This is a genomic window from Candidatus Paceibacterota bacterium (genome assembly GCA_035452965.1).
Classification (GTDB): domain Bacteria; phylum Verrucomicrobiota; class Verrucomicrobiia; order Limisphaerales; family UBA8199; genus UBA8199.
Genome location: DAOTCE010000047.1, coordinates 1 through 13,015, shown reverse-complemented (window position 1 = coordinate 13,015; position 13,015 = coordinate 1). Strand labels below are relative to the sequence as shown.

The window sequence follows — 13,015 nt, the reverse complement described above, 5'->3', positions numbered from 1 at the left end:
GCTTGGCGGTGGCTACCCCGTACGAAGGTACCCCACCCGGGCTGATAACCAGCCGGCAGGGTGCCATTCAGGCACGCCCCTGGAAGCACCTTAGCTCATGTGCTCGATGATGTTGTCCCCGAATTGGGAGCACTTGATCTCGGTGGCGCCGGTCATAAGGCGGGCGAAGTCATACGTGACCCGCCTCGAACTGATCGCGCCGTTCAGTCCCTTGAGAATCAGGTCCGCCGCCTCGGCCCAGCCCAGGTAGCGGAACATCATCTCGCCGCTGAGCACGACGCTGCCCGGGTTGACCCGGTCCTTGTTGGCGTATTTCGGCGCGGTGCCATGCGTCGCCTCGAAGATGGCATGGCCGGAGACGTAGTTGATGTTGCCGCCGGGGGCGATGCCGATGCCGCCGACCTGCGCCGCCAATGCGTCGCTGAGATAGTCGCCGTTCAGGTTGAGCGTGGCAATCACATCAAAATCCTCCGGCCGCGTGAGCACCTGCTGCAAGGTGATGTCCGCGATCGCGTCCTTGATAATGATGCCCTGCGGGGTTTTACACCAGGGGCCGCCATCTACTTCCACCGCGCCAAACTCGTGTTTGGCCAACTCGTAGCTCCAATCGCGAAACGCGCCTTCGGTGTACTTCATTATATTGCCCTTGTGGACAATCGTGATGCTCTTGCGCTTGTGTCGCACGGCGTATTCGAGCGCGGCGCGGATAAGGCGCTCGGTCCCGGGCTTGCTGACCGGCTTGAGGCCGACGCCGATCTGGTCGGCAGCCGCGTTGCCAAACCTGATCTTCTTGAACGCCGCCGGCAGCTCCCGCTGCATGAACTCGAGTATCTTCTTCGCTTCCGGGCTGCCCGCCTGGTAGTCAATGCCGGCATAGATATCTTCCGTGTTCTCCCGGAAGATGATCATGTCCACTTTCTCCGGGTGCTTTACGGGCGAAGGCACGCCTTGGAAATACTGAACCGGGCGCAGGCAGACGTAGAGATCCAGCATCTGCCGCAGCGCGACATTCAGTGACCGGATGCCGCCGCCAATCGGCGTGGTCAACGGGCCTTTGATGCCGACCAAATACTCCTTGAAGGCTTCGACGCTGTCATCGGGCAGCCAGTTATCGAACTTGTTCTTCGCCGTCTCACCGGCATACACCTCGAACCAGGCGATCTTGCGCTTGCCGCCATACGCCTTCTGGACCGCGGCATCGAACACGCGCTGGCTGGCCGCCCAGATGTCGGGACCGGTGCCGTCACCGCGGATAAAGGGAATTACAGGATTGGGGGGAACCATCAGTCTTCCGCTCTTGACGGAAATCCTCCCGCCGGCGGGTGGAGTGACTTCTTTATAGGGCATGGTCGATAGTTGCGTTTATCTGCTGTATGCCTAGAGGTAACCGTGCGCCGGGAAAACTTCAAGCGGAGAAACACTGAACGCGTAAGGTCACACTCTTGGCTGGGGCCGCCTCGCCGAGGCGGCCAAACAGTGGCGCTTTCGGCGAAAGCGCCCTCCCAGACTGAGGGATTACCTGGACGCCCGCCTCCGCAACCCGCGGCCTGCCCGACTCCCGCGCGAGTGCGTTCAGCAGACCTGCGCGACCGGGGTCAGGCGGTCCACGGCGGCGTTAGCAAATTCGACCCGCACTCTGGCCACGGTGTTCTCCACGGTGAGCCCATACTTGCTCCGCAGGTGTTCGACGGTCGTGGCGTGCTCGATAAACTTGTCCGGCCACCCAACCTGTATGACGGGGGTCTTGATCCGCTTTTCGTTGTAAACCTCCAGCACCGCGCTTCCGTAACCGCCTATCAACACGTGGTCCTCCATCGTAACCACCAGGTCCGCCGTTCGTCCGAACAACTCCGTCACTCTGGCATCCAGCGGTTTGACGAAACGAGGATTGATGAGGGCCACGTCATAGCCTTCGGCCGTCAACTGCCCCATCACCTCGCGTCCCAACGCCATCATATTCCCGAGCGGCAAGAGGGCCACTTTGCGGCCTCCGCTGTGGGCGAAGTCGCGCAGGACCTCCGCCTTGCCAATTTCGATCCGCTGGGGCTGCTCCTTGATTGGTACGCCCTCGGCAGGGCCGCGCGGATAACGGATGAAGGTCGGATGCGGTTCCTGGGTGGCCGTGAACATCATATCTACCAGTTCATCCTCGTCCTTCGGTGCCATCGCAATGCAGTTAGGCACAGAGCGGACGTAGGAAATGTCGAACAAGCCGTGGTGCGTTGGGCCGTCCTGTGCTGAGAGCCCTGCCCGGTCCATGCAGAAGATGACCGGCAAATCCTGGAGCGCTGCGTCGTGGACGATGCAATCATAAGCGCGCTGCAGAAAGGTCGAGTAAATCGCGCAGACGGGGTGGAACCCCATGGTCGCCATACCGCACGCGAACAGGACCGCGTGCTCCTCGGCAATGCCCACGTCGTAGTAACGGTTAGGCATGGCTTTCTCCAGATGCTTCAAACCGGTGCCGCTGGGCATGGCGGCGGTAATTCCAACAAGTGAGTTGTCCTTTTGGCAAAGCTTGACCAGGGCCTGGCCAAACACGTCCTGCCAGTTCGGTGGCGTGCCAGGCAGCGCGGGCACGGTTGCCCCCGTAGCCACGTCATAGGGACCGAGCCCGTGAAACTTCTCGGGATTCTTGAGCGCCGCCTCGTAGCCCTTGCCCTTTTGGGTGAGCACATGGATGACGAGAGGCCGGTCGCAAGTCTTGGCAAACTCCAGCGTGCTGATAAGCAATGCAAGATTGTGGCCGTCAATGGGACCCAGATACCGCAGACCCATTTCCTCGAAAATCAGGCTGCTGCCATAGCCACCGCGGCCATCCATCTCAATCCCGCTGGGGCTGGGGCGGAGGCCCACGTCGGTGATGGCGCCCTTGAACCCCTCTTCCGCCTTGTGCGCAAGCTTCAAGGCGATTTCCCCCTTGGGCAAACGCCGGACAAAACGCTCGAAATCCCGGGCGAGCTTGTTGTAGGACGGATGGGTAATGAGGCGGTTTAGGTAGCTGGAGATCGCGCCGACGTTCTTGGCAATCCCCCACTCATTGTCGTTCAGGATGCCGATGAACCTGTTCGTCGTCTGAGCGATATTGTTCAGGGCCTCGAACGATATGCCGTTGGTCAGGGCGGCGTCGCCGAAAATCGCCACCACGTTCTCATCGCTGCCGCGCTGGTCGCGGCCGGCGCAAATGCCGAGAGCCGCAGACAGAGCCGTGCCGGCGTGGGCCGCGCCATAGCAGTCGTGCTTGCTCTCCGAGCGCAAAGCGAACCCGCTCAAGCCGTCCGTAGTGCGAATGGTGTCGAACCGCGCCTTGCGGCCGGTCAACAGCTTGTGGACATAAATCTGGTGGCTCACGTCCCAGAGAAACTTGTCGTGGGGCGTGCTGAAGACGTAATGCAGCGCCAGCGTCAGCTCCACTACGCCGAGGTTGGGTCCCAAGTGGCCGCCATGCCGGGCCAGCACGGTGATGAGTTCCTGCCGGATCTCGCCGGCCAGATGCTGCAGTTGCTCCAACGTCAGCTTCTTGACGTCGGCTGGGCCATCCACCGTCTGCAGATATTGGCTCATGCTTGAGAGTCTGGATATTGGGGTATTGGAGCATTGGAGCGTTCGTGTCAACACTCCCTTGCCCCGGCTTTCCGTTGTTCTATTCGTCCGCGCTATCCGGCAACGCCAGGGGTTTCAGTTTCAAGTCGCCCGCGGCGGCCTTCTCCAGCATCTGGATCCTCAACTCGGCCTCCGCCAGCTTTTCCTGGCAGGTTCGGGCCAGCCGTGTGCCTTCCTCGTACTTAGCCAGCAAGGTCTCCAGCGGCAAATCCTCAGACTCCATCGCGGCGACGATGGTTTCCAGCTGCTTCAAAGCCTCCTCAAACGGCAGACTGGAGGCTTCGGCGGGATTGCTTTGACCCGCGTTCTTCGGCGCTCTCGGCACAACCGGAGATTAGGACAAACATGCTGTCGCGTCCAGTGGGGAGTTGCAAAGTCGCAGGTGCGCTGGAGCAGTATTCCTCGGCGAACTCTAACGCCTGGTTGGATTGTGGGCTTGCATTTTTGCGCCCAAACGCTAGTTATAGTTATAATGCAACTAGTGTCCTGTCGTTCCCTATGAATGTTGTTGCTCGGGCCGGGAGTCTTCTGCTTCCCGGCGTCTTACTTGCATCGTTGAATCTCCTTGGCCAAACGCCCGTCGTAGTCCAAACGAACGCGACCTTACGGGTCATGGCGTCCAATCTCACCTCCGGAAACGGCCAGAGCTACGAGGCGCCGGGCATCCGGATCTTGCAGGGCCTGAAACCCGATATTGTTGCCATGCAGGAGTTCAAATACAACGGCAGCACCTCTGATACCCAGCTCCGCCAGCTTGTGGATACGGCTTTTGGCACCAGTTTTCACTATTATCGCGAACCGGGCGGCTACAGCATTCCCAATGGCATTGTCAGCCGCTGGCCCATCATTAGCAGCGGCACCTGGGAGGATGTGGACCCCGGCGTAAACGACCGCGGCTTTGCCTGGGCCAGGATAGACATTCCGGGCACAAACGACCTATACGTCGTCAGCATTCACCTCAAAGCCAGCGGTGGCGGTGATAACGTCAGCCGGCGCAATGCTCAAGCAATCAACCTGGTCAACCTCATCAACGCCAATTTCCCCGCCAACGCCTGGATTGTCGTAGCGGGCGATTGTAATATTCATGACTCATCGGAAGGAGCTTACCAGCACCTCGCCAGCAACTTCTCCGACAGCCCGATCCCCACAGACGCCGAAACGGGGGGCGATCCGGACACCAACGAAGGCCGAGACGAACGTTACGATTACGTCTTCCCCAGCCAGAGCCTCAGCGGCAAGCTCATTGCCACCACGATTGGCTCCCGCACATTCCCCAAGGGATTGGTCTTCGATTCTGCCGTTTACTCCCCTTTGAACGAAGTCTCTCCCGTGCTATCAGGCGATTCCCACATGAGCGGTATGCAGCACATGGGAGTGATGAGGACATTCAACGTGACCTATTACGTGACGAACTACGTCACCAATCCTCCATCCATTGCCCTCCACCCGCAAAGCCAGACCGTGGTTCGGGGCAACAACGCCACTTTCACCGTCACAGCCGATGGTACCGCACAGCTCGCCTACCAGTGGCGGTTTGGCTCGACCAATATTGCGGGAGCAACCACGACCAGCTTCACGCGTGTGAATTCACAGCCGGCGGATGCGGGGGTTTACTGCGTTGTTGTAACCAATTCCGCGGGAAGTGTAACCAGCTCGAACGCAACTCTCACCGTCATCATTCCCCCAGCTATCGTTACCCAGCCCTCGACTCAGGTTGTCAGCTTGGGAGCCAATGCCACCTTCACTGTGGCGGCCGATGGCACCGCACCGCTCGCTTACCAATGGCGGTTTGGCTCGACCAACATTGCGGGAGCAACCACGACCAGTTTCACGCGTATGAATTCACAGCCAGCCGATGCAGGGGTTTACTGCGTTGTTGTAACCAATTCCGCGGGAAGTGTAACCAGCTCGAACGCAACGCTTAACATCGTCGTTCCGCCGGCTATCATTGCCCACCCCTCGGCTCAAGCCGCCAGCCAGGGCACTCATGCCACGTTCACCGTCGTCGCCACCGGCACCGATCCGCTGAGCTATCAATGGCGGTTTAACGCCACGGACCTTATAGGCGCAAATGCCAGCGGATATACGCGGACCAACATTCAACCCGCCGACATGGGTGACTATTCTGTGGTAATCTCTAACGCTGCCGGCACCGCGACCAGCTCAAATGCCTCGCTCACCTTGATCGTCCCCGCACCGACCCTGCAAATGACATCGCCGGAAATCATCCAGTGGCAGGGCCTCAGCAACTTCCTTTACACTGTCCAGGCAAATACCAATCTCCAGGACACAAACTGGCTCAATGTGGGCACGGCCTCGGCTCCGGAGACAAGCGTCTCCTTCACGAACCAGGCCGATGCACCGCAGCGTTTCTATCGCGTAGTTTGTCCCTGATTACTGTTCCGCTTTACTGAAGACCTCACCCACTTTGAGCCGCGTCTTCAGGCGTTGACCGGCTTTGACCTCTCCCGCCTTGCGCAAGACCTTGCCGGTCGCCCCATCCATGGTGATCGAATAGCCACGGGCCAGCACTTGCTCTGGCCCCAGCAGCCGCAATCGGGCGTCCAGCATGCCAAGTCCGCTGCGCCACAATTCAAGCTGCCGGCGCGTCTCCTCCCGCAGCCGGCGCTGCAACTGACTCAACACCTCACGCCTCTGCCGCAGCAACAGCGCCGGACGAACCCGCGCCAGCCGGTCCGAGAGACTCTGCCGGGCGAGCCGCTCCTGGCGCGCGGCTTGTTTCACGCAGCGCAGCAGGCTCGCCTGCGCGTCATCGAGGCGCTGCAGCCAGTCGTTCAGCCGGCGGCGGGGATGGACGCGCGCAAGGCGATGAACGGTTTGCGTCAGCTCGTAACGTCTGTCGTCCATCTGCTGCCCCACCAACTGCCGGATGCGCTGCGCGGATTCAGCCAGAAACTGGCTGCTGGAGAATACGCCTTCGGTAATGACCTCCGCCGCGGCGCTAGGTGTCGCGGCACGCAGGTCGGCCACGAAGTCGCTGATGGTAAAGTCAATCTCATGCCCGACCGCCGAGACGACCGGCAGGCGGGACTCAAATATCGCCCGGGCAACCACCTCCTCGTTGAAGGCCCACAAGTCTTCCAGGCTGCCACCGCCGCGGGTGACAAGGATCAGGTCTAGTGTCCCCTGGGCAGCACCAAATTCGTTAAGCAACCTGATGGCCGAGGCGATCTCATCCGCCGCCCCCTCGCCCTGCACGCGACAGGGCGCCAGTATGATCTCAAGCGCGGGATTCCGCCGTTTAACCACGTGCAGCACATCCCGGATGGCAGCCCCGGTGGGCGAAGTCACCAGGCCGATGCACTGGGGGTAGCGCGGCAAAGGGCGCTTGCGCTCTGGCGCGAACCACCCTTCGGCCTTGAGCCGCTGCTTCAGTTTTTCAAAGGCCGCCTGCAGTGCGCCGACACCCTGCAACTCAACCTTCGTGACCCGCAACTGGTATTGCCCGCGCGGCTCATAAACCGTCACCTCCCCCTGCAAAGTCACCTTCCGCCCATCCTGCAACAACGAGCGATCCACCTGAGCCGCGCCCCGGAACAGCACGCAGCTTAACTGCGCCCCTGCGTCCTTGAGCGTGAAGTATATGTGGCCGGAGTTTTGCAGGCGCAGATTGGTAATCTCGCCGGTCACCCAAATCTCGCCCATCCGCTGTTCGAGCAGCCGTTTGATCTTCCACGTCAGTTCGGTGACCGACAGGACCTTGCGCTGCGCCGCGTGAGACTGCGCCGGGAACAGCTCTCCGAAGTCCCACTGTAATTTAACCGGCTTGGGCATTGCAGTTCAAAGGGATTGGGACACGCGCTGAATGGCCTTCGCGTGCCCCGTGTGCTCATCAATCTCCACCACCGCGCCCTGCAACAAGACCCGCTCCTTGGCCACTTCGAACTTCTGCGGCATGCTCGTCATAAACCGCCGGATGATCGGCTTAATCTCACGCCCCAGTACGCTCTCATGCGGCCCGGTGAACCCGCCATCCGCCAGAAACGCCGTGCCGCCGGGGAAAATCTGCTCGTCCGCGGTCTGGACGTGCGTGTGCGTCCCAACGACCGCGCTCACCTGCCCGTCGAGCATCCGTCCCAACGCGATCTTCTCCGACGTCGCCTCCGCATGAAAATCCACAAAGATGAGCTTGGTGGTGCGCCGCAGGCGCTCCACTTCAGCCAAGGCGGCGTGAAATGGGTTCTCCAGCGGCGGCATGAAGGTGCGCCCCTGCAGGTTGAGAACCGCCACGGGGGGCAAGCCCTGCGCCTCGAAGATCGTGCTCCCCTGCCCTGGTGTCCCGGGCGGATAGTTCAATGGTCGCACAAACCGGCGCTCGCTTTCAAGCAGCCCCATGACCTCCTTCTGGTCCCAGAGATGGTCCCCGCAGGTAATGATGTCCACCCCGGCCGAAAAGAGCTCCTCGGCCGTTTTCATCGTAATACCCGAACCCCCGGCGGAGTTCTCGCCGTTGCCTACCACCACGCTCAACTGATGCTGCTGGCGCAACTGTGGGAGAAGCTCCCTGACCGCGCGCCGCCCCGGTTGCCCTACGATATCCGCGATGAACAGCAGTTTCACGCCCCCACAGTAAACCCCGCCTGCCCGTCGGCAAGCCGATTTGGCTTGCCCTGGCCTGCTCGCGCCAAAGGCGAATGGACCCCAAACCGCCACCGCCAAGGCCGCCCATGCCTCCTCTTTTGTCGTCGTGTATTTCGTGTATTTCATGGTGAACCTTGGCTATGCTGCGAGCATGAATGCCTATCCCGTCGGAGACGACAAAGAAGCCCAACTCGCTCAGCGCATGGCTGCGTTGGGCGTCCGCGAGACGGATATTGAAGAAAACTTCGTCCGCTCGGGCGGGCACGGCGGACAGAACGTCAACAAGACCTCGACCTGCGTCATGTTGCTCCATCGCCCTACGGGCCTCCAGATCAAGTGCCAGGCCACGCGCCACCAGGGGCTCAACCGCTTCCTGGCGCGCCGTCTCCTGCTCGATAAGATCGAGGAGCGGCGCACCGGCCGCGTGGCAGCCGAGCGCGCCCAGCGAGAGAAGATCCGCCGCCAAAAGCGTCGCCGCAGCCGCCGCGCCAAACTGCGCATCCTGGCCGATAAAGCCCGCCATTCCTCCAAAAAGGAGGCCCGGCGCCGCGTCAGCGCCGATTAACCCGCCGCCATTGGTATTCGCCGCCTCGCGCAATCCTTACTCCCCATTGCTTCCAACGCTTCCTCCGAAGCGCGCCTTGCGCCGGGAGGGAAATTCCCGCTAGCGTGTTGCCCGCATGAACTTGGCCGCCGCATTCGCAGAGTCCGTCGAAAGACAGCCCCGGAAGATCGCCCTTTTCTGGGGCGAACGTGAGTATTCGTATGCCGAACTCTGGCGACAATCAGGCCATATCGCCAGGCAGCTCCAGCAGAAGCTTGGGGTCAAACCCGGCGACCGCGTGGGCCTGTGGCTCAAGAACTGCCCCGAATTCGTCCCCTCGCTGTTCGGCATTCTGCGCGCCGGCGCGGTTGTCGTGCCAATCAACAACTTCCTCAAGGCCGACGAGGTCAACTACATCCTCAGCGACGCCGAAATTGACGCGCTGATCACAGACGACGAGCTGGGGACGCATCACCGCGCGCTGGAGGAAGCCCGGCCAGGTTTGAGGCTGTTCCGGGTGGATCAAGACCAGGGGCAAGGAACTGCAGACGCCGGGCCAGGCCCCCAGGGAATGTCCGAGCCACTCCCCACGCAGGCGGAGCCCGACCTGGCGGTGATCATCTACACGTCGGGCACCACCGGCCGGCCGAAGGGAGCAATGCTGTCCCACGGGAACCTCCTGCACAATGTCGAGAGTTGCAGGCTGGTGCTCCACACGATCGCGTCGGACCGGTTTGCGGTGCTGCTGCCCCTGTTCCACAGTTACATGCTCACGGTGGGGCTGCTATTGCCGCTGCTGGTGGGCGGATCGGTCGTCCTGGTCAAGTCCCTCCATCCCGTCCGGAACGTCCTCCAGGAAATCCTCCAGCGGCAAGCCACCGTCCTGCCGGCCATTCCCCAGTTCTACCGCAGCATGGTCAACGCGCCTGTCCCGGTCCCCCTGCCCTTGCGCCTTTGCATCAGCGGCGCCGCGCCCTTGCCCGCGCAGGTACTCAAGGAATTCGAAGCCAAGTTCCACATCCCGCTCATCGAAGGCTACGGCCTGAGCGAAGCCAGCCCCGTCGTCACAAAGAACCCGCTGGACGGCACCCGCAAAGCAGGCTCCATCGGCCCGCCGCTCCCGAACGTCCAGGTCAGCATCCAGGACGACTCCGGGCGCGAGCTGGGGCCCAACCAGATCGGCGAACTATGCGTGCGCGGCGGCAACGTCATGCTCGGCTACTGGAAACTCCCGACAGAGACCGCCAAGGTCATGCGCCATGGCTGGCTCCTGACCGGCGACATCGGCTACCACGACGAGGATGGCTACTTCTTCATCACCGACCGCAAGAAGGACATGCTGCTCGTCAACGGCATCAACGTCTATCCCCGTGAAATCGAGGAGGTGCTTTACCAGTTCCCGGGCGTGAAGGAGGCGGCGGTCATCGGCAAGCCGGACTCGCGCAAAGGCGAACAGCCGATAGCCTTCGTGGCCCCTGGCGACGGCGCGACTCTCGAAGAGAAGGCCATTCAGCACTTCCTGCGACGGAAACTGGCCGATTACAAGGTGCCCCGCAAAGTGGTCTTCCTGCCCGCCCTGCCCCGCAACGCAACCGGCAAAATCCTCAAAACCGCCCTGCGGGACTTGAACCTGCCGACCTGAGAAACGTCAGCTACCGCCACCAAACTTCACGCCTGTTAAGTTCCTCCATTTCAACAACTTCCGCGATCGCCAAGGGCTCCTCACCGTATCCTCGCCGTATCCACACCATATCCACACCGTAGATACAGCCTTGACACATTCGGCCTCTTTCTGCATAACATATTGCCGTTAAACAACTTATACTAGAAACACCCTTGGAAGCCCCGGCATTGGCCAAAACCAATTTTGGCCGCTATAGCGGGGTTCCGGAGCTTACACGGGCAAAAACGGCCAGTTCCTGTGCCCCGAAATCACCTGCAACGACCATCCGGAACCCCCGATTAGCCCCCGGAACCGCAAATATTCGGTCCTCTCCCAAGAATCTGCCTTTTCCCAGTTGACGGTGGGGACCGTCACCCCCTAGACTATAGCCCATAACTGCCACGAGGCATGAAGCTTCGTCGCGGAAAAACTCTATGCCCGAAGGATACTGCGTCAAATGCAAGGCCAAGAAAGAAATCGTGAATGCGGTCGAGGAAACGATGAAGAACGGGCGTAAAGCCATCAAAGGCAACTGCCCGACATGCGGAACCGTCATGTTTAAGATCCTCGGCGGCAAAGCCACGCCTCCCGCCGCCGCCGCCACCCCCGCCCCGTCCGCGCCGTCCACGCCCCCGCCGACCAACTAACCTATGCCCCAGCAACTCGCCTACGTCATCGTCACACCCTATTCCCTCCACAAGTCGCGCACCGGCGGCATCTTGTCCCGCCTGACCAGCCGCACCGGCTGTGAACTGGTCGCCGCGCGCATGTTCGCCCCCAGCGCCGAACTGGTTAAGAAATACGCCGAACAGACCATCTCCGCCGACGACCCCCAGGACCGCCGCATCCAGGAGCTCATTTACGACTACATCCTGCGCAACCTCTCCCCGGACCCCAAGACCGGCCGCCGCCGCCGGGTCATGGTGCTGCTCTTCCAGGGCGAAGACGCCGTGCGCAAGACCCGCTCGGTCGTCGGCAATGTCGGCCCGGACCGGCGTGTCGGCGAGACGATCCGCGATACCTACGGCGACCTGATCACGGACGAAAACGACAAGCTGCGCTACTTCGAGCCGGCGGTGCTCGCCGCGCCCACGCCCGACGAGGCCGAGCAAAAACTCAAGCTCTGGGCCGAGTACTCAGACTCGGACGGCGGCGTCGTGGAAGACGTCATCACTTACCAGCCGGGCGAAAAGGCCCAAAGGACCCTCGTGCTGCTCAAACCGGAGAACTTCCGCTTCGCCACCGGCCGGCCCGGCAACATGATTGACTTCTTCTCCCGCACCGGCCTCTACATCGTCGGCGTCAAAGTCCACCGGATGAGCGTCGCCCAGGCCCTGCAATTCTACGGCCCCGTGCGCGAGACCCTCCGCACCAAACTCAAGGACGTCGTGGCCGCGAAGGCCAAAGCGGCCATCGAGATGGAACTCGGCTTCAAGCTCGCCCGCGAACAGGAACAGCAGCTCGGCGAAATCCTGGGGCCTTCCTTCGGCGACAACCAGTTCAACAACATCATCCGCTTCATGTCCGGCCGGGCCCCCTCCGAGTGCCCGCCAGGCGAAGAACACCAGCCCGGCTCCGAAAAATGCATCGCACTGGTCTATGAAGGCGTCGGCGCCGTGGGCAAAATCCGCGACGTGCTCGGCCCCACTGATCCATCCAAAGCCCCCCCCGGCTCCATCCGCCGCGAATTCGGCCAGACCATCATGGTCAACGCCGCCCACGCCAGCGACTCGGAACAGAACGCCAGGCGCGAAATGGGCATCGTCAACGTCGCCGAGAACAACTTCCGCCAGGTCATCGAGCAGTTTTACCGCAAAGCTTAGCCGGGAAGCTGCATGTTCCGCCCGCAATGCCGGCAGACCGGCGCGCGGACTTCTTGGCCGCTTCGAGCAAGCCAACTTTGTAATCGGCCAGGATGCCCGCGCGCCGGTTTCGCAGGCAATGTTGCGCCGCGTAAGGGCACGCGGCCTACAAGCAAAACGCCACGCCCCCTGCAAACCGCGTGCCAATGAAATCCCTCAGTCTGGCAGGGCGCTTTCGCCGAAATTGCCATCGTTTGGCCGCTTCGGCGAGGCGGCCCCACCCCAGACTGAGGCCCTGCATTTTCCTTAACTTTCTTGTTGACAAAACCGACAGTTTTTCATAAACGAGCACCATATTGGTTGTTATCGAGTAGTCTGTTTTGCCATTGAACAATGTGAGAGTCTTAGACTCAAACCCGCAACTGAGAGGAACAAGCAATGAAAGCTAAGCTAATTGGTCTGTTGGTCGGCGTTGTCGTGATCGGGTTGGCCTCGTCTGCGATGGCGGTTTCGTATGCGTCGGGTGTCGTTAAGACCGGCGACGACGTGTCCTTTATTTTGAACCAGAACGCCTACGACGTGCGGGCCATCCTGGATGGCGGCGCCCAGACGCTGAATCTGAGCACCACCGCCGGGCAAATCAGCTTCAACATGGCCGGCTATTCCACCTACAAGATTCAGGTGAGTAGTTATGGGGGAACGGGCTGGAGCAAATTCATCCCTGACGGATTCGACCGAAGCATCTATCCTCAATCCTTAGCCTCGTGAAGAAAAATGCATAAATAGGTGAAAAAGTGCTTG

At 61.1% G+C, this 13,015-nt stretch carries 10 protein-coding genes and 1 pseudogene; 6 read left to right on the top strand and 5 right to left on the bottom strand.

The genetic code is table 11. The features are described 5' to 3' along the window. Positions 1 to 90: 90 nt before the first annotated feature. From icd to xseB, 3 genes are all read right to left on the bottom strand, one after another. Positions 91 to 1,347 (bottom strand): NADP-dependent isocitrate dehydrogenase, encoded by a 1,257-nt coding sequence (gene icd, locus P5205_20880; protein HSA12818.1) that lies wholly within the window; start codon positions 1,345 to 1,347, stop codon positions 91 to 93. 225 nt (positions 1,348 to 1,572) lie between these two features. After that, positions 1,573 to 3,564 (bottom strand): 1-deoxy-D-xylulose-5-phosphate synthase, encoded by a 1,992-nt coding sequence (dxs, locus tag P5205_20875; GenBank protein ID HSA12817.1) that lies wholly within the window; start codon positions 3,562 to 3,564, stop codon positions 1,573 to 1,575. Between the two features lie 79 nt (positions 3,565 to 3,643). Further along, entirely contained in the window at positions 3,644 to 3,928 is a 285-nt protein-coding gene (xseB, locus tag P5205_20870) for an exodeoxyribonuclease VII small subunit (protein ID HSA12816.1), read from the bottom strand. Positions 3,929 to 4,101: 173 nt separating this feature from the next. Between xseB and P5205_20865 the strand changes: the two genes are divergently transcribed. Further along, the gene (locus P5205_20865; GenBank protein ID HSA12815.1) at positions 4,102 to 5,997 is read left to right on the top strand and encodes an immunoglobulin domain-containing protein; all 1,896 of its coding nucleotides are present in this window, start codon (positions 4,102 to 4,104) and stop codon (positions 5,995 to 5,997) included. Here P5205_20865 and xseA read toward each other — a convergent pair whose 3' ends face one another. Next, entirely contained in the window at positions 5,998 to 7,398 is a 1,401-nt protein-coding gene (xseA, locus tag P5205_20860) for an exodeoxyribonuclease VII large subunit (protein HSA12814.1), read from the bottom strand. 6 nt (positions 7,399 to 7,404) lie between these two features. Further along, on the bottom strand, positions 7,405 to 8,184 hold the full coding sequence (locus tag P5205_20855; protein HSA12813.1) for a TIGR00282 family metallophosphoesterase: 780 nt from the start codon (positions 8,182 to 8,184) through the stop codon (positions 7,405 to 7,407). A 40-nt stretch (positions 8,185 to 8,224) separates the two neighbouring features. On the opposite strand from P5205_20855, the gene P5205_20850 reads away from it, so the two are divergent. From P5205_20850 to P5205_20830, 5 genes and pseudogenes are all read left to right on the top strand, one after another. Next, complete coding sequence (locus P5205_20850; GenBank protein HSA12812.1) at positions 8,225 to 8,770, top strand: peptide chain release factor-like protein; 546 nt, start codon at positions 8,225 to 8,227, stop codon at positions 8,768 to 8,770. 115 nt (positions 8,771 to 8,885) lie between these two features. Continuing rightward, positions 8,886 to 10,391, top strand: coding sequence for a long-chain fatty acid--CoA ligase (locus P5205_20845; protein HSA12811.1), 1,506 nt, complete (start codon positions 8,886 to 8,888; stop codon positions 10,389 to 10,391). A 455-nt stretch (positions 10,392 to 10,846) separates the two neighbouring features. Further along, positions 10,847 to 10,987 (top strand): annotated as a pseudogene (locus P5205_20840) (DUF5679 domain-containing protein). A gap of 75 nt (positions 10,988 to 11,062) precedes the next feature. Next, complete coding sequence (locus P5205_20835; protein ID HSA12810.1) at positions 11,063 to 12,235, top strand: nucleoside-diphosphate kinase; 1,173 nt, start codon at positions 11,063 to 11,065, stop codon at positions 12,233 to 12,235. Between the two features lie 417 nt (positions 12,236 to 12,652). After that, on the top strand, positions 12,653 to 12,982 hold the full coding sequence (locus P5205_20830; protein HSA12809.1) for a hypothetical protein: 330 nt from the start codon (positions 12,653 to 12,655) through the stop codon (positions 12,980 to 12,982). Positions 12,983 to 13,015 lie beyond the last annotated feature (33 nt).

Bases quoted from the DNA above. Each gene is read 5' to 3' on its own strand.
- P5205_20835 (HSA12810.1), top strand. From the start codon at position 11,063: ATGCCCCAGCAACTCGCCTACGTCATCGTCACACCCTATTCCCTCCAC.
- icd (HSA12818.1), bottom strand. From the start codon at position 1,347: ATGCCCTATAAAGAAGTCACTCCACCCGCCGGCGGGAGGATTTCCGTC.
- P5205_20830 (HSA12809.1), top strand. From the start codon at position 12,653: ATGAAAGCTAAGCTAATTGGTCTGTTGGTCGGCGTTGTCGTGATCGGG.
- dxs (HSA12817.1), bottom strand. From the start codon at position 3,564: ATGAGCCAATATCTGCAGACGGTGGATGGCCCAGCCGACGTCAAGAAG.
- xseA (HSA12814.1), bottom strand. From the start codon at position 7,398: ATGCCCAAGCCGGTTAAATTACAGTGGGACTTCGGAGAGCTGTTCCCG.
- P5205_20865 (HSA12815.1), top strand. From the start codon at position 4,102: ATGAATGTTGTTGCTCGGGCCGGGAGTCTTCTGCTTCCCGGCGTCTTA.
- P5205_20845 (HSA12811.1), top strand. From the start codon at position 8,886: ATGAACTTGGCCGCCGCATTCGCAGAGTCCGTCGAAAGACAGCCCCGG.